The sequence below is a fragment of the Streptomyces iconiensis genome, from assembly GCF_028657195.3.
In the GTDB taxonomy this organism is placed as follows: domain Bacteria; phylum Actinomycetota; class Actinomycetes; order Streptomycetales; family Streptomycetaceae; genus Streptomyces; species Streptomyces iconiensis.
In genome coordinates this window covers 50,818-67,330 of the sequence record NZ_JANCPR020000028.1, presented here as the reverse complement: position 1 = coordinate 67,330, position 16,513 = coordinate 50,818, and the positions used below count along the sequence as shown (strand labels likewise).

At 70.0% G+C, this 16,513-nt stretch carries 14 protein-coding genes; all 14 read left to right on the top strand.

Translation table 11 applies throughout. The features are described 5' to 3' along the window. The first annotated feature begins 39 nt into the window (after positions 1-39). Entirely contained in the window at positions 40-1,011 is a 972-nt protein-coding gene (gene rsmH / locus NMN56_RS25900; RefSeq protein WP_274041786.1) for a 16S rRNA (cytosine(1402)-N(4))-methyltransferase RsmH, read from the top strand. Continuing rightward, the gene (gene ftsL, locus NMN56_RS25895) at positions 1,008-1,370 is read left to right on the top strand and encodes a cell division protein FtsL (protein WP_274041785.1); all 363 of its coding nucleotides are present in this window, start codon (positions 1,008-1,010) and stop codon (positions 1,368-1,370) included. The genes rsmH and ftsL overlap by 4 nt, the downstream gene beginning before the upstream one ends. Continuing rightward, on the top strand, positions 1,367-3,346 hold the full coding sequence (locus tag NMN56_RS25890; protein ID WP_274041784.1) for a peptidoglycan D,D-transpeptidase FtsI family protein: 1,980 nt from the start codon (positions 1,367-1,369) through the stop codon (positions 3,344-3,346). Before ftsL ends, NMN56_RS25890 begins: the two co-directional genes overlap by 4 nt. Positions 3,347-3,358: 12 nt before the next feature. After that, a complete protein-coding gene (locus tag NMN56_RS25885) occupies positions 3,359-5,128 on the top strand; it encodes a UDP-N-acetylmuramoyl-L-alanyl-D-glutamate--2,6-diaminopimelate ligase (protein WP_430542704.1) in 1,770 nt (589 codons plus the stop codon). Next, positions 5,125-6,582, top strand: coding sequence for a UDP-N-acetylmuramoyl-tripeptide--D-alanyl-D-alanine ligase (locus NMN56_RS25880; protein ID WP_274041782.1), 1,458 nt, complete (start codon positions 5,125-5,127; stop codon positions 6,580-6,582). Before NMN56_RS25885 ends, NMN56_RS25880 begins: the two co-directional genes overlap by 4 nt. Then, positions 6,579-7,643: a phospho-N-acetylmuramoyl-pentapeptide-transferase gene (mraY, locus tag NMN56_RS25875; RefSeq protein ID WP_274041781.1), complete on the top strand. Its 1,065-nt coding sequence runs from the start codon at positions 6,579-6,581 to the stop codon at positions 7,641-7,643. Before NMN56_RS25880 ends, mraY begins: the two co-directional genes overlap by 4 nt. Beyond that, positions 7,625-9,109, top strand: coding sequence for a UDP-N-acetylmuramoyl-L-alanine--D-glutamate ligase (murD, locus tag NMN56_RS25870; RefSeq protein ID WP_430542709.1), 1,485 nt, complete (start codon positions 7,625-7,627; stop codon positions 9,107-9,109). The genes mraY and murD overlap by 19 nt, the downstream gene beginning before the upstream one ends. Positions 9,110-9,160: 51 nt before the next feature. Continuing rightward, a complete protein-coding gene (gene ftsW / locus NMN56_RS25865) occupies positions 9,161-10,564 on the top strand; it encodes a putative lipid II flippase FtsW (RefSeq protein WP_274041779.1) in 1,404 nt (467 codons plus the stop codon). Positions 10,565-10,570: 6 nt separating this feature from the next. Then, the gene (gene murG / locus NMN56_RS25860; RefSeq protein ID WP_274041778.1) at positions 10,571-11,665 is read left to right on the top strand and encodes an undecaprenyldiphospho-muramoylpentapeptide beta-N-acetylglucosaminyltransferase; all 1,095 of its coding nucleotides are present in this window, start codon (positions 10,571-10,573) and stop codon (positions 11,663-11,665) included. A 47-nt stretch (positions 11,666-11,712) separates the two neighbouring features. Further along, entirely contained in the window at positions 11,713-12,570 is an 858-nt protein-coding gene (locus NMN56_RS25855) for a cell division protein FtsQ/DivIB (protein WP_274041777.1), read from the top strand. Positions 12,571-12,958: 388 nt separating this feature from the next. Beyond that, positions 12,959-14,197, top strand: coding sequence for a cell division protein FtsZ (gene ftsZ, locus NMN56_RS25850; protein ID WP_274041776.1), 1,239 nt, complete (start codon positions 12,959-12,961; stop codon positions 14,195-14,197). Next, positions 14,194-14,925, top strand: coding sequence for a peptidoglycan editing factor PgeF (gene pgeF / locus NMN56_RS25845; RefSeq protein ID WP_274041775.1), 732 nt, complete (start codon positions 14,194-14,196; stop codon positions 14,923-14,925). Before ftsZ ends, pgeF begins: the two co-directional genes overlap by 4 nt. A 15-nt stretch (positions 14,926-14,940) precedes the next feature. After that, a complete protein-coding gene (locus NMN56_RS25840) occupies positions 14,941-15,678 on the top strand; it encodes a YggS family pyridoxal phosphate-dependent enzyme (RefSeq protein WP_274041955.1) in 738 nt (245 codons plus the stop codon). 137 nt (positions 15,679-15,815) lie between these two features. Next, positions 15,816-16,463, top strand: a complete 648-nt coding sequence (locus NMN56_RS25835; RefSeq protein ID WP_274041774.1) for a cell division protein SepF — start codon at positions 15,816-15,818, stop codon at positions 16,461-16,463. The last annotated feature ends 50 nt before the right edge of the window (positions 16,464-16,513 follow it).

The window sequence follows — 16,513 nt, the reverse complement described above, 5'->3', positions numbered from 1 at the left end:
GAGCATGTGCACCGGTGCCCGCCAGACTTGAGAGGGCACATGACCACCAACGAGCGTCCCATCGGCGATCTGCACAACCCGGTCATGCTCCGGCGCACCCTGGACCTGCTGGCGCCGGCCCTCGCCGCACCCGGTGCCACGGTCGTCGACTGCACCCTCGGTATGGGCGGTCACAGCGAGGCACTGCTGTCCACCTTCCCCTCGGCCCGGCTCATCGGCCTCGACCGTGACACCGCGGCGCTGGAGCTGGCGCGGGAGCGGCTGGCACCGTTCGGCGACCGGGCCACCCTGGTGCACGCGGTCTACGACGAACTCCCCGAGGTGCTGCGGCGCCTGGGCGTCCCCCGAGTCCAGGGCGTGCTGTTCGACCTCGGCGTCTCCTCGCTCCAGCTCGACGAGGCGGAACGGGGCTTCGCCTACGCGCAGGACGCGCCCCTGGACATGCGCATGGACCAGACGACGGGTGTCAGCGCCGCCGATGTGCTCAACACCTACGCGCCCGGCGACCTCGTACGCATCCTGCGCGCCTACGGGGAGGAGAAGCAGGCCAAGCGGATCGTCGAGGCCGTCGTCAAGGAGCGCGCCAAGGAGCCGTTCAGCAACAGCGCCCGCCTGGTCGAGCTGATCCGTGACGCGCTGCCCCAGGCCGTCAAGCGGACAGGCGGCAACCCCGCCAAGCGCACCTTCCAGGCCCTGCGTATCGAGGTCAACGGCGAGCTGTCCGTCCTGGAGCGTGCCCTGCCGACCGCCGTTGACGCGCTCACCGTCGGCGGCCGTATCGCCGTCCTCGCGTACCACTCGCTGGAGGACCGGCTGGTCAAGCAGGTGTTCGCCGCCGGATCCACGAACACGGCTCCTGACGGGCTGCCCGTGGTGCCCGAGCAGTACCAGCCCCGGCTGAAGCTGCTGACCCGCGGCGCCGAGCTGCCCGGCGAGGAAGAGATCGCCGAGAACCGCCGCGCCACCCCTGCCAGGCTTCGCGCGGCAAAGCGCATCAGGGAGGCCACGTGACAGCACAGCAGCGCCTGGCGCGGCTGGCACGCATGGTGCCGGCCGGGAACCCGAACGCCGCGCGCACCCCCTTCGTCCTGCTGGTCGTCCTCCTCCTCGGCTCGGGACTGCTGGCACTGCTCCTGCTGAACGCCTCGCTCAACAAAGGGTCGTTCAAGCTGAGCAAGCTGGAGCGGGAGACCGAGGAACTGACCGACCAGCAGCAGGCGCTCCAGCAGCAGGTCGACGGCTACTCGGCCCCCGAGGCACTGGAGAAACGCGCCCGCGAGCTGGGCCTCGTCCCCGGCGGCAACCCCGTCTTCCTCACCCCGGACGGCACGGTGCGCGGCAACCCCGGCACCAGTCAGGTGATGCCGTGAGCGAGCGCCCCAGGGACCCCGGCCGCGGCACCCGGCAGAGCGGCGAGAAGCGCCGGAGCCAGAGCCAGGAACGCCGCCGCGACCCGCGCCGTGTACCCCGCCCGGCCCGCCAGGCTCCCGCCCGTACGAGCAAGCCGCGCCAGCAGCAGGGCTTCGGGTCCACCCCGCTCCGCCTCGCGAACCCACGCGCCCGGCTGCGGCTGGTCGCCGTCGGGCTCACCCTGGTGATGCTGGTGTGCACCGTGCGCCTGCTCCAGGTGCAGGCCGTGGACGCCGACGCGTTCGCGGGCAAGGCCGCCGTCAACCGCTACATCACGCTGCCTCTCGCCGCCGAGCGCGGCACCGTCAGCGCCCGGGACGGCTCGGCCCTCGCCACCACCGTCGACGCGTACGACATCACGGCCGACCCCTACCTCTTCACGCGCAAGCAGTCCAAGGTGCGCGACGCGCCCGAGCGCGCAGCCGCGGTCCTCGCGCCGCTCCTGCACCAGAAGCGCAAGGTGCTGGCCAAGAAGCTCGCCAAGCGCGACACCCGCTACGTCGTGCTCGCGCGGCAGCAGACCCCGCAGACCTGGCGCAAGATCAAGAAGCTGAAGGCCGAGCACGCCACGAAGTCCCCCGACGTCCTCGCGGGGGTCTACCAGGAGAAGCACGCCAAGCGCGTGTACCCCAACAAGGAGCTGGCCTCCACCGTCCTCGGCTTCGTCAGCGGCGACGGCAAGGGCGGCGCCGGGGTCGAGGCGATGCTCGACGAGGACCTCGCGGGCGAGGACGGCAAGACGACGTACGCCCAGTCAGGCGGGCGCCAGGTCCCCACGGCGGGCGTCAGGGAAAAGGCGGCGCGGCCCGGCTCCGACATAGAGCTCACCCTCGACCGTGACATCCAGTGGTCGGCGCAGCAGGCGATCACCGACCAGGTCGGCAAGTCGGGCGCCGACAGCGGATACGTCATCGTCCAGGACACCAGGACGGGCGAGCTGCTGGCCATGGCCAGCGCTCCCGGCTTCGACCCCAACGACATCTCCCGCTCGAAGCTCAAGTCGTTCGGCAACCCCGCACTTCAGGACGCGTACGAGCCGGGCTCCACCAGCAAGCTCATGTCCATGGCCGCGGTGCTGGAGGAGGGCAAGGCCACCCCGGGCACGGCGGTGACGGTGCCCAACAGGCTCAAGCGCGCCGACCGCTCCTTCGCCGACGACGTGGACCACCCCACCTGGCACCTCACGCTCAACGGCGTCCTCGCCAAGTCCAGCAACATCGGCACCATCCTCGCCACCGAACAGCTCGGCAGGACCCAGCGCCGGGCCAACAAGGTGCTGCACGGCTATCTGAGGGACTTCGGCATCGGCCGGCCCACGGGGCTCGGCTTCCCGGGGGAGACCGACGGCATCCTGGAGAAGCCCGGCAACTGGAGCGCCTCCCAGCAGTACACGATCCCCTTCGGCCAGGGCCTCTCCCTCAACGCCGTACAGGCGGCCTCCATCTACTCCACGATCGCCAACGGCGGCGAGCGGATCGAGCCCACCCTCGTACGCGGCACCACAGGGTCCGACGGCCGTTACGCCCCCGCGAAGCCGCCCGAGAAGCGGCGCGTGGTGAGCCCGAAGACGGCCAGGACGCTCTCGCGGATGCTGGAGTCCGTGGTGGACGACATGGAGGGCACCGGCACCGCGGCGAAGATCCCCGGATACCGCGTCGCGGGGAAGACCGGTACGGCCAACCGGGTGGACCCGCATACGGGCCGCTACCACGGGTACACCGCGTCCTTCGCGGGCTTCGCCCCCTCCGACAAGCCCAGAATCACCGTCTACTGCGCGGTCCAGAACCCCAAGAAGGGCAGCTACTTCGGCAGCGACGTATGCGGCCCGGTCTACAAGAAGGTCATGAAGTTTTCCCTCAAGTCCCTCCAGGTCCCCCCGACCGGCGCCGCACCCGCGCGACTTCCGGTGCTCGCGGGGCAGGGGCAGGGCGGTTGACGGATGTGCCACGTGAGAACGATCACTGACGACGGGTGCAACCCCAAGGCCCCTCCGCCCCCGCCACGCCCCTCGCTTCGCGGCGCGGGCGCCCCGCCCGGTACGCTCACCGCCGTGCCACAAGCTGATCAGACCTCCCCCGAGTCCTTCCCTGGGCCGCCCCGCCCCGCGCGGGTGACGCCCGTCCCGCTCGCGGAGCTGGCCCGACGGCTGGACGCCGACGCCGCCGAAGCCCCCGAAGCGCTCCTGAGCGGTGGTCCCGCCGATACGGCGTACGCGACCGGCATCACCCATGACTCGCGCGCCGTGCGGCCCGGTGACATCTACGCCGCGCTCCCCGGGGCCCGGCTGCACGGCGCCGACTTCGTTGCGCAGGCCCAGAGCCTCGGCGCCGTCGCGGTCCTCACCGACCCGGGTGGCACCGAGCGCGCCGAGGCCACGGGCCTGCCGGTGCTGGCGGTGCCCGACCCGCGCGGCCGTATGGGCGAACTCGCCGCCACGGTCTACGGGGTGCCGGGCGATGCCCTGCTCCAGATCGGGATCACCGGGACCTCCGGCAAGACCACCACGGCCTACCTGGTCGACGGCGGGCTGCGCAGGGCGGCGGAGAAGGACGGCGCGCTGACCGGTCTGATCGGCACGGTCGAGTCCCGTATCGGCGACGAGCGCATCAAGTCCGAGCGCACCACGCCCGAAGCCACCGACCTCCAGGCGCTGTTCGCCGTCATGCGGGAGCGGGGCGTACGGGCGGTCTCCATGGAGGTCTCCAGCCACGCGCTCGTACTCGGCCGGGTCGACGGGTGCGTCTTCGACATCGCGGTGTTCAACAACCTGAGCCCCGAACACCTGGACTTCCACCCGGACATGGAGGACTACTTCCAGGCCAAGCGGCAGCTGTTCACCCGGGCACGCTCCCGCGCCGGAGTGGTCAACTTCGACGACGAGTACGGCTTCCGGCTCATCAGCGAGTCCGAGGTCCCCGTCACCACGTTCTCGGCCGAGGGCCACCCCGACGCCGACTGGCGCGCCGAGAACGTCGAGGTCGGTCCCCTCGGCTCGACGTTCACAGCCGTGGGGCCCGGGGGCCAGTCCGTGCCGGCCAGCGCCCCGCTCGCCGGCCCGTTCAACGTCGCCAACGCGCTCGCCGCGCTGACGGCCCTGGTCGCCGCGGGGCTCGACCCGTACACGGCGGCCGACGGGATCGGTGCCGTGCCCGGCGTACCCGGGCGCCTGGAGCGGGTCGACGCGGGTCAGGACTACCTCGCCGTCGTCGACTACGCGCACAAACCCGACGCCGTCGAGTCCGTCCTCTACGCCATCCGCAAGGTCACCGAGGGCCAGGTGCACGCGGTGCTGGGCTGCGGCGGCGACCGCGACCCGCACAAGCGCACCGCCATGGGCGCCGCTCTCGCGCGGCTGTCCGACACGGCGGTGCTCACCTCGGACAACCCCCGCTCCGAAGACCCGCTGGCAATCCTGGCGACCATGCTCGGCGGCGCCGCCGAGGTCCCCACGCACGAGCGCGGCACCGTGCTGGTCGAGGAGGACAGGGCCGAGGCGATCAAGGCGGCCGTCGCACGCGCCGACCCCGGCGACACCGTGCTCGTCCTCGGCAAGGGCCACGAGCAGGGCCAGGACATCGCGGGCGTGATCCGCCCGTTCGACGACAACGACGTGCTGCGTACAGCCATCCGCGAACGGGCGGCCGTACACGAGCAGCACGGCAGCACGACCTTCCCCGCAGCCGAGACACCTCACCGGACAGATATCCAGAACCGATGATCCCCCTCTCCCTCGCAGAGATCGCCGCCCTCACCGGCGGACGGCAGCATGACATAACGGACCCGGAAGCACGGATCACCGGGCCCGTGGTGATCGACTCCCGCGAGGCGGGGCCAGGGGCGCTCTTCGCGGCATTCGCCGGGGAGCGCGCCGACGGCCACGACTTCGCGGCCGGCGCCGTCGCCTCAGGGGCCGTCGCCGTGCTCGCCACCCGCCCCGTCGGCGCCCCCGCGATCGTCGTCGACGACGTCACCCGCGCCCTGGGCGCCCTCGCCCGCCACGTGGTCGGCACGCTCGGCACCCAGGTCGTCGCGCTGACCGGGTCCAGCGGCAAGACCAGCACCAAGGACCTGATCGCTCAGCTGCTGGAGCGGCTGGGCCCGACCGTCTGGCCACCGGGCTCCTTCAACAACGAGATCGGGCTGCCGCTGACCGCGCTGCGCGCCGAGGCGGAGACCCGGCACCTCGTCCTGGAGATGGGCGCCCGCGGCATCGGCCACATCCGCTACCTCGGCGAGCTGACCCCACCCCGTATCGGTGTCGTCCTCAACGTCGGCACCGCGCACATCGGGGAGTTCGGCGGGCGCGAGCAGATCGCCGTGGCCAAGGGCGAGCTGGTCGAGGTGCTGCCACCGGCCGAAGAGGGCGGGGTCGCGGTGCTCAACGCCGACGACCCGCTCGTTCGCGCCATGAAAACCCGTACCAGCGCCCGCGTCCTGCTCTTCGGCGAAGCCCTCGAAGCAGACATCAGGGCTGAAAACGTACGACTCACGGAACGCGGCACTCCAGCGTTCACCCTTCACACCCCTACCGGGTGCGGTGACGTGACCATGCGGCTGTACGGTGAGCACCACGTGTCGAACGCGCTTGCCGCGGCGGCCGTCGCCCACCAACTGGGCATGCCTGCCGGGGACATCGCCGATGCGCTCTCCGCGGCCGGCACGCTCTCGCGGTGGCGGATGGAGGTCACCGAGCGCGCCGACGGCGTCACGGTCGTCAACGATGCCTACAACGCCAACCCGGACTCCATGCGGGCCGCGCTCCGTGCGCTCTCCGCCATGGGCTCTGCCCGGGCCACGGGCGGGGAGGCCCGGGGGGGCCGTACCTGGGCGGTGCTGGGCGAGATGGCCGAGCTCGGCGACGATGCGCTCGCCGAGCACGACGCGATCGGACGGCTCGCCGTCCGGCTCAACGTCAGCAAGCTCGTGGCGGTCGGTGGCCGAGAGGCAGCCTGGCTCGACATGGGCGCCAAGAACGAGGGTTCGTGGGGTGAGGAGTCGGTGCACGTGTCCGACGCTGAGGCGGCCGTCGACCTGTTGCGCGGGGAACTGCGCGCGGGGGATGTCGTACTGGTGAAGGCTTCCCGTTCGATCGGCCTGGAGAGCGTCGCGCACGCGCTCCTGGACGAAGGCGTCTCGAATGAAGGCAATGAAGGCGGGGTCGCCACCCGATGAGGCAAATCCTGATCTCCGGGGTTCTCGGACTCTTCCTGTCCCTGATCGGGACCCCGCTGCTGATCAAGCTGCTGGCGTCCAAGGGCTACGGCCAGTTCATCCGGGACGACGGCCCGGAGAACCACCACAGCAAGCGCGGAACCCCCACGATGGGCGGTATCGCCTTCATCCTGGCGACCCTGATCGCGTACGGGCTCACCAAGCTCATCACCGGCTCCCAGCCCTCCTTCTCGGGTGCGCTGGTCCTGTTCCTCTTCGCGGGAATGGGCCTCGTCGGCTTCCTCGACGACTACATCAAAATCGTCAAGCAGCGCAGCCTCGGCCTCCGCGCCAAGGCGAAGATGTCGGGTCAGCTCATCGTCGGCATCGCGTTCGCGGTCCTCGCGCTCAACTTCGCCGACGCGCGCCAGCTGACCCCCGCCTCCACCAAGCTCTCCTTCACCCAGGACTTCGGCTGGGCCCTGCCGCCCGTGCTGTTCGTCGTCTGGGCGCTGTTCATGATCCTCGCGATGTCGAACGGCGTGAACCTCACCGACGGCCTCGACGGCCTCGCAACGGGCGCCTCGGTGATGGTCTTCGGCGCCTATGTGTTCATCTGCGTATGGGAGTACCAGGAGTCCTGCGCCCACATCGCCACGGCGGGACCCGGCTGCTACGAGGTACGAGATCCACTCGACCTCGCCGTCGTCGCCGCCGCGCTGATGGGCGCGTGCTTCGGCTTCCTGTGGTGGAACACCTCGCCCGCCAAGATCTTCATGGGCGACACCGGCTCCCTCGCACTCGGCGGCGCCCTCGCGGGACTCGCCATCTGCTCCCGCACCGAGCTTCTGCTCGCCGTCCTCGGCGGCCTCTTCGTCCTGATCACCATGTCCGTGGTCATCCAGGTCGGCTCCTTCAGGCTCACCGGTAAGCGCGTCTTCAAGATGGCGCCACTCCAGCACCACTTCGAGCTCAAGGGGTGGTCCGAAGTCCTTGTGGTGGTCCGCTTCTGGATCATCCAGGGCATGTGCGCCATCGTCGGCGTCGGCATCTTCTACGCGGGCTGGGCGGCCAGCAATTGAGCACCGCCGACCTCGCCCCGCTCACCAAGGAGCTGTCGGGCAAGCATGTGACGGTCGCCGGGCTCGGCCTCAGCGGCCTCCCGGCGGCCAAGGTCCTGCACCGCCTCGGCGCCCGCGTCACGGCCGTCAACGGCGGTGCGGGCGAGGGCCCACGCCGCCAGGCGGCCGAACTGGAGCAGCTCGGGATCGAGGTACGCCTCGGCGACGACCGTACGCTCCCCGAGGGCACCGACCTCGTCGTCACCACCCCCGGCTTCAAGCCCGCCAGCCCGCTCTTCCAGGCGGCTGCAGCGGCGGACGTACCCGTATGGGGCGACGTCGAGCTGGCCTGGCGGCTGCGCGGCCCCGGCAGTGCGCCCTGGCTCGCCGTCACCGGCACCAACGGCAAGACCACCACCGTCCAGATGCTCGCCAGCATCCTGCGCGCCGCTGGCCTGCGCACGGCGGCCGTCGGCAACATCGGCGTCTCGCTCATCGACGTCGTACTGGAGCAGGAGCCGTACGACGGCCTCGACGTGCTCGCCGTCGAGCTGTCCAGCTACCAGCTCCACTGGGCCCCCAGCCTGCGCCCGCACTCGGCCGCCGTCCTCAACCTCGCGCCCGACCACCTCGACTGGCACGGCTCGATGGAGGCGTACGCCGCCGACAAGGGCCGCATCTACGAGGGCAACGAGGTCGCCTGCGTCTACAACGCCGACGACACGGCGTCCCCCACCACGGAGGAGCTGGTACGCGAGGCCGACGTGGTCGAGGGCGCCCGCGCCATCGGCTTCACCCTCGGCGCCCCCGGCCCCTCCCAACTCGGGGTCGTGGACGGCATCCTCGTCGACCGTGCCTTCGTACCGCACAGGCAGCAGCAGGCACAGGAGCTGGCCGAGGCCACCGACGTCCGCCCCGCCGCACCCCACAACGTCGCCAACGCCCTTGCCGCAGCCGCGCTGGCCCGCGCCTACGGCGTACCCGCAACGGCCGTACGTGACGGGCTGCGCGCCTTCCGGCCCGACGCACACCGCATCGCACATGTGGCGGAAGCCGAAGGCGTCGCGTACGTGAACGACTCCAAGGCCACCAACACCCATGCCGCCGAGGCATCCCTCGCCGCCTACGACCCGATCGTGTGGATCGCCGGCGGCCTGGCCAAGGGCGCCACCTTCGACGACCTCGTCCGCGCCTCCGCACCCCGGCTGCGCGGCGCCGTACTGATGGGCGCCGACCGGCACCTGATCAGGGAAGCCCTCGCGCGACACGCCCCGGATGTGCCCGTGGCCGACCTCGACCGCACGGACACTGGGGCGATGGCGGAGGCCGTCCGCGCGGCGAAGTCCCTGGCACAGCCGGGCGATACCGTACTTCTCGCCCCCGCGTGCGCCTCGATGGACATGTTCGTCAACTACAACGCGCGCGGCGACGCGTTCGCCGAGGCGGTCAGGGCACTCGCCCCCGCCGACGCCAGGAACGAGCAGTAGCCCCGCAGGTCCCCGCGGACCGAGGACGCGGGTGAGACGGAGGGGACACGGATGACGGCGCGATCCGCCAAGCCGGCGACGGCACGGCGCACGACGCGGCAACCCCCGCCCGTGCGCCCGCCCCGGCGCTCTCGTGCACCCCGGGGCTCCTTCAGCCCCAAGGGCCTCTACGCCAGGGCCAGAAGCACCTGGGACCGGCCGCTGACGGCGTACTACCTCATCCTCGGCGGCAGCCTCCTGATCACCGCGCTCGGCCTGGTGATGGTCTTCTCCGCCTCCCAGATCCAGGCCCTCCAGTCCGGGCTGGCCTCCACCTATTTCTTCCGCAAGCAGCTGATCGCTGCGGTCCTCGGCACAGCGCTGCTGCTCTTCGCCTCCCGGATGCCCGTACGGCTGCACAGAGCGCTGGCCTATCCGCTGCTGATCGTCTCGGTCATCCTGATGTGCATGGTCCAGGTGCCCGGCATAGGGCAGGAGGTGAACGGCAATCAGAACTGGATCTACCTCGGAGGCCCCTTCCAGCTCCAGCCCAGCGAGTTCGCCAAGCTCGCACTCGTGCTGTGGGGCGCCGACCTGCTGGCGCGCAAGAACGACAAGAACATGCTCACGCAGTGGAAGCACATGCTGGTGCCGCTCGTCCCCATGGCGCTGCTGCTGCTCGGGCTGATCATGCTGGGCGGCGACATGGGCACCGCCATCATCCTCGTCGCCGTGCTCTTCGGACTCCTGTGGCTGGCGGGCGCCCCCACGCGCCTGTTCACCAGCGTCCTGGCCATCGCGGTCACCGCGAGTGCGTTTCTCATCACATCGAACCCCAACAGGATGTCCCGCCTCGCCTGCATCGGCGCCACCGACCCGGGACCCAACGACCAGTGCTGGCAGGCCGTCCACGGCATCTATGCGCTGGCCTCGGGCGGATGGTTCGGTTCGGGCCTCGGGGCGAGTGTGGAAAAATGGGGTCAACTCCCTGAACCGCACACCGACTTCATCTTCGCCGTGACGGGGGAGGAACTCGGTCTCGCGGGGACGCTGTCGGTGCTCACTCTCTTCGCGGCTCTAGGCTATGCGGGTATCCGCGTGGCCGGACGCACGGAGGATCCGTTCGTGAGGTATGCCGCGGGAGGCGTGACCACCTGGATCACGGCCCAGGCCGTGATCAATGTCGGTGCGGTGCTCGGCCTGCTGCCGATTGCCGGAGTCCCGCTCCCGCTGTTCTCCTACGGAGGGTCCGCCCTGCTGCCGACGATGTTCGCCGTCGGACTGCTGATCGCCTTCGCGCGCAGCGACCCTGCGGCGCGCACCGCTCTGGCCGCGCGGCAGCCCTCTCGTCGGAGGGGGCTGACAGGGGTGCTGGGATTTTCGCGGGTTCCGGGGGCCAACCCCCGGGGCTCCGGCCGGACAAGAGAGAAGAAGATGAGACGGCGTGCCGCACGGCCGCCGTCCGGAGAGCGGTGAATCAGCGTGCACGTCGTACTCGCCGGTGGGGGGACCGCCGGCCATATCGAGCCCGCGCTCGCCCTCGCGGACGCCTTGCGTAGGCAGGACCCGACCGTGGGGATCACGGCCCTCGGTACGGAGCGCGGCCTGGAGACGCGACTCGTCCCGGAGCGTGGATACGAGCTGGAGCTGATCCCGGCCGTACCGCTGCCGCGTAAGCCCACTCCCGAGCTGATCACCGTGCCCGGGCGGCTGCGCGGCACCATCAAGGCCACCGAACAGATCCTGGAACGCACCAAGGCGGACTGCGTGGTCGGCTTCGGCGGCTACGTGGCGCTGCCCGCCTACCTCGCCGCCAAGCGCGCCGGGGTACCCATCGTCGTCCACGAGGCCAACGCACGCCCAGGGCTCGCCAACAAGATCGGTTCGCGGTACGCGCACTCCGTCGCCGTCTCCACCCCCGACAGCAAGCTGCGCGGCGCGCGCTACATCGGCATCCCCCTGCGCCGCGCCATCGCCACCCTCAACCGCGCCGCCGTACGTCCCGAGGCGCGCGCCGCGTGGGGGCTCTCGCCGAACCTGCCCACACTGCTCGTCTCCGGCGGTTCGCAGGGAGCGCGCAGGCTCAACGAGGTGGTGCAGCAGGCGGTTCCGCACCTCCAGCGCGCCGGTATCCAGATCCTCCACGCGGTCGGGCCCAAGAACGAACTCCCGCAAGTGGACCACATGCCCGGAATGCCGCCCTATGTCCCGGTACCGTATGTGGACCGGATGGACCTCGCGTACGCTGCTGCCGACATGATGCTCTGCCGCGCGGGCGCGATGACCGTCGCGGAACTGTCGGCCGTCGGGCTGCCCGCCGCCTACGTCCCGCTGCCCATCGGCAACGGCGAACAGCGGCTGAACGCCCAGCCGGTCGTCAAGGCGGGCGGCGGACTGCTCGTGGACGACGCCGAACTGACGCCGGAGTGGATCCAGGGCAATGTGCTCCCGGTCCTCGCCGATCCGCAACGGCTCACCGGCATGTCCCGCGCGGCAGCCGAGTTCGGCCGCCCGGACGCCGACGAGCTGCTGGTCGGCATGGTGTACGAGGCAATCGCCGCACGCCGTCAGGGCTGACGCAGCGCGGGCGCGGAGCGGCGGCGGAGAGAAGGCAGGGACACCCTGTGATCAAAGCAGCCAGAGCGACCAGAGCGAGCGAGGCCGGCGCACGCGTGAAGAGCGCGGACAGGGGCAGGCGCGAGGGCGGCGCCGGCCCCCGTCCCCCCGCCGACCCGGGCGGCCCCTCACGGCCGGCGCGTAGCCGGCTCAGACCGCGACTGCCGCGCCGCCGCACGCTGGTGATCCTCCTCGTCCTCGCCGTCCTCCTCGGCGGCTTCGGTGTCTGGTCGCTCTACGGCTCGTCCTGGCTCCGCGTCGAGCGCGTCACCGTCAGCGGCAACCGCGTGCTGAAGGAGGGCGAGGTCACCCGCGCGGCCTCGGTCCCCGTCGGGGCGCCGCTCATCACCGTCGACAAGGGCGCGGCCCAACGGCGGCTGCGCGCGGCACTTCCGCGCATCCGGGACGTTCAGGCCGTACGCTCATGGCCGCACGAGATCATCCTGAAAGTGACCGAAAGGCGTGCGGAACTGGCGATGGAAAGCGCTGGAAAATACGTCGAAGTGGACGAGGACGGCGTGCGATTCGCCACAGTGGGCAAGCGACCCAAGAAGGTTCCGCTTCTCGTGATGGAACCGGAGAGAGGTGAGAGTCTGCGGCACTTCGGAGCGGCCAGACTCCGCCGCGAAGCAGCGCGTGCCGCCGCGGCACTTCCGGATTCCGTGCACCGCGACACCCGTACCGTACGGGTCAGCTCCTTCGATGACATCACCATGGAGCTGACCGGTGACCGCACGGTCCGCTGGGGCAGCTCGGAACGCGGCGCGGCCAAGGCGACCTCGCTCAAGGCCCTCATGAAAGCGACCCGGCACGCCACCCACTTCGATGTCACCGTGCCCAGCGCCCCGGCGGCATCCGCCAGTTGACGTCCCCAGCCGCTGGTGAGCACTCTGTACCGCCATGACAGGCCCTCACCGCACAGGGCTTCGCCTCCTCCTGGGGGATAACCTCCGTGTACCGGCCCTGTGTCGGCGAAGGAGTGGCACTCGCGCGATCCGCAGGCCGCGTCAGTTGACGCGTATCAACCCAGGTGAGCACCCTGGATGGCTAGTGCAAGCCCTGATCACATAGGGTGAAAAGAAAAACGGGAGGTTCGGCGTGTTCGTTGAACACCCACCGCTTGTCGACTTAGTGTCCGTTCACGAGAGTCCAAGTAAGACAGGCACTGGTAACCCTAAACTTCACGCTTAGGGTTCGGGTCGGCGTTCGAACCGCCCCACAGGGATACGTAACTCGAGGCGAGAGGCCTTCGACGTGGCAGCACCGCAGAACTACCTCGCAGTCATCAAGGTCGTCGGTATTGGCGGCGGTGGCGTGAATGCCATCAACCGGATGATCGAGGTCGGTCTCAAGGGCGTCGAGTTCATCGCGATCAACACTGACGCGCAAGCCCTGTTGATGAGCGACGCCGACGTCAAGCTCGACGTAGGCCGTGAACTGACTCGCGGCCTCGGCGCCGGCGCCAACCCGGATGTCGGCCGCAAGGCGGCCGAGGACCACCGCGAGGAGATCGAGGAGGTCCTCAAGGGGGCCGACATGGTCTTCGTGACCGCGGGCGAGGGCGGCGGCACCGGCACTGGTGGTGCCCCCGTCGTGGCGAACATCGCCCGCTCTCTCGGCGCCCTGACAATCGGCGTCGTCACCCGGCCGTTCACTTTTGAGGGACGTCGCAGGGCCAACCAGGCAGAGGACGGGATCGCGGGTCTGCGCGACGAGGTCGACACCCTCATCGTCATTCCCAACGACCGGCTTCTCTCCATCTCCGACCGCCAGGTGAGCGTGCTCGACGCGTTCAAGTCGGCGGACCAGGTGCTGCTCTCGGGCGTCCAGGGCATCACCGATCTCATCACCACCCCGGGCCTCATCAATCTCGACTTCGCCGACGTCAAGTCCGTGATGTCCGAGGCCGGGTCAGCACTCATGGGGATCGGCTCGGCACGCGGCGACGACCGCGCGGTGGCCGCTGCGGAAATGGCGATCTCCTCACCGCTCCTGGAAGCGTCGATCGACGGTGCCAGGGGCGTTCTGCTGTCCATCTCAGGTGGCTCCGACCTCGGTCTCTTCGAGATCAATGAGGCCGCCCAACTGGTGAGCGAGGCAGCGCACCCCGAGGCGAACATCATCTTCGGGGCCGTGATCGACGACGCGCTCGGCGACGAGGTGCGGGTCACCGTCATCGCCGCCGGTTTCGACGGCGGTCAGCCGCCTTCGAAGAAGGGCGAAAAGGCGCTCGGTTCGTCGTCCTCGACCTCCTCTTCCTCGTACAAGGAGGAGTCCACCTCCACGCCCAGCGCGGACACCGAGCCCGAGCGCCCTTCGTTCGGCGGCCTGGGCACGGTCGCACCCCGCGAGGAGGAGAAGCCCGCACGTGCCGAGCCCGCGCCCGTGAGCGAGGTCCCGCCGCCCCCGGCCAGCTCGCCGCAGGTGCCGCCGGCCCGTCCGTACCAGGACAGCCAGGCGGAGGAACTGGATGTGCCGGACTTTCTGAAGTGATAGGCCAGCAAGAGACGGTCAGCGGCGCGCACTTCGCTTTCACCGACAGGTGGGGCGGGGTGAGCGCCGCTCCGTATGAGGCGCTCAATCTCGGCGGCGCCGTCAGCGACGAGGCGGACGCCGTACGGACCAACCGCGCGCTGGCGGCGGGAGCACTGGGCCTCTCGCCCGACCGGGTGGTGTGGATGAATCAGGTGCACGGGCGCGACGTCGCCGTCGTGGAAGCGCCGTTCGAGGACGAGGCACCGCCCGTCGACGGCATCGTCACCGCCCGCCGCGGTCTCGCCCTCGCCGTGCTCACGGCCGACTGCACCCCCGTACTTCTCGCCGACCCGGTCGCCGGCGTCACCGGCGCAGCGCACGCGGGAAGGCCGGGAGTGGTCGCCGGGGTCGTGGGCGAGACGGTCGCCGTGATGACGAAGCTCGGCGCCGAGCCGGAGCGGATCATCGCCCGTACGGGGCCCGCCGTTTGCGGTCAGTGCTACGAGGTCCCGGAAACGATGCGGGCCGAGGTCGCGCGCGCCGTGCCCGAGACATACGCAACGACGCGTTGGGGAACTCCCGGCGTGGACATGGCCGCCGGAGTACGGGCCCAGCTCACTCAGGCGGGTGTCACAAGATGGGAACAGTCTTCCGTATGCACCCTGGAATCGAGTGATCACTTCTCGTACAGGCGGGACAACACCACTGGGAGGCTTGCGAGTTATGTCTGGATCGAGGGGAACTGAGCGGTGACGGCTGACATGGCACCCGACTCCCCCGAAGCGGCTCGCAAAGCGGAGCTGACCAAGAACCTCGCCCGGGTGGAGGAGCGCATCCAGAGCGCTTGTGTCGCGGCGGGGCGTAAGCGCGAGGACCTCACGCTCGTCGTCGTCACCAAGACCTACCCGGCCAGCGACGTCCGGCTGCTGGCCGAACTCGGGGTGCGGCACGTCGCGGAGAACCGCGACCAGGACGCGGCGCCGAAGGCGGCTGCCTGCGCCGACCTCCCGCTGGAGTGGCACTTCGTGGGCCAGCTCCAGACCAACAAGGCCCGTTCCGTCGCCGGTTATGCCGACTACGTGCACTCCGTCGACAGGCTCAGGCTCGTCACCGCGCTCTCGGCCGCCGCGCTGCGTACCGAGCGCGAACTCGGCTGCCTGGTGCAGGTCGCTTTTGACGCGGCGTCAGGAACGGTCGGCGAACGGGGCGGCACGGCGCCCGACGGTGTGACCGCTCTGGCCGAAGCGGTGGCCGGGGCCCAAGGGCTGCGCCTGGACGGCGTGATGACAGTGGCTCCGCTGACGGGCCCTTACGCGGGGAGGGCGGAAGAGGTATTCGAGCAACTGAGGGAAATCTCAACCGGCCTGCGAGCGGCGCATCCTGCTGCGAACATGGTCTCGGCAGGGATGAGCTCTGATCTCGAAGAGGCGGTGCGGGCCGGTGCGACACATGTGCGCGTCGGCAGCGCGGTACTCGGAGACCGACCCCGGCTCGGGTAACGTCGCCAAGCAAGTCGGACCACAGCAGAATATATGGTCATTTCCGCCGGGAAAGGCCGAGCGGAGAGACTGCGTGGATCCTGGGGCACCGGTGACGGTGACGGAGTCGATCCACCACAGAGCGGAGGACGCAGAGAATGGCCGGCGCTATGCGCAAGATGGCGGTCTACCTCGGCCTCGTGGAGGACGATGGGTACGACGGCCGGGGGTTCGACCCCGATGACGAGTTCGAGCCCGAGCCAGAGCCCGAACGGGACCGTCGGCGGTACCAGTCGGAACAGTCACACCATTCCCTTCAGAAGACCGATCCCCACGAACCCACTGACTCGGCACGGGTGGTTCACCCCCCGGCGCAGCGGGAACGGGAGCAGACGCCGCCCCCCGCGGTTGTTGCCGAAAGCGGACGAGCCGGGAGAATTGCTCCGGTGTCATCCATCACACCTGACCGTCAGAACGTGGAGAAGAGCGCGCCGGTGATCATGCCAAAGGTCGTGTCCGAGCGAGAGCCGTACCGCATCACCACGCTGCACCCACGGACGTACAACGAGGCCCGTACCATCGGGGAACACTTCCGTGAGGGCACTCCGGTGATCATGAATCTGACGGAGATGGACGACACCGATGCGAAGCGACTTGTCGACTTTGCGGCTGGTTTGGTCTTCGGTCTGCACGGCAGTATCGAGCGAGTGACGCAGAAGGTGTTCCTGCTGTCTCCTGCTAACGTCGATGTCACGGCGGAGGACAAGGCCCGCATCGCAGAGGGCGGGTTCTTCAACCAGAGCTGAGACGCAGGATCAAGGGAACAGGCCGCGAGGCCGCACGAGTACCCAGGGGA

Excerpts from the sequence above, each read along its gene's own strand:
- NMN56_RS25840 (WP_274041955.1), top strand. The coding sequence starts at position 14,941 with ATGGCACCCGACTCCCCCGAAGCGGCTCGCAAAGCGGAGCTGACCAAG.
- rsmH (WP_274041786.1), top strand. The coding sequence starts at position 40 with ATGACCACCAACGAGCGTCCCATCGGCGATCTGCACAACCCGGTCATG.
- mraY (WP_274041781.1), top strand. The coding sequence starts at position 6,579 with ATGAGGCAAATCCTGATCTCCGGGGTTCTCGGACTCTTCCTGTCCCTG.
- ftsW (WP_274041779.1), top strand. The coding sequence starts at position 9,161 with ATGACGGCGCGATCCGCCAAGCCGGCGACGGCACGGCGCACGACGCGG.
- NMN56_RS25835 (WP_274041774.1), top strand. The coding sequence starts at position 15,816 with ATGGCCGGCGCTATGCGCAAGATGGCGGTCTACCTCGGCCTCGTGGAG.
- NMN56_RS25880 (WP_274041782.1), top strand. The coding sequence starts at position 5,125 with ATGATCCCCCTCTCCCTCGCAGAGATCGCCGCCCTCACCGGCGGACGG.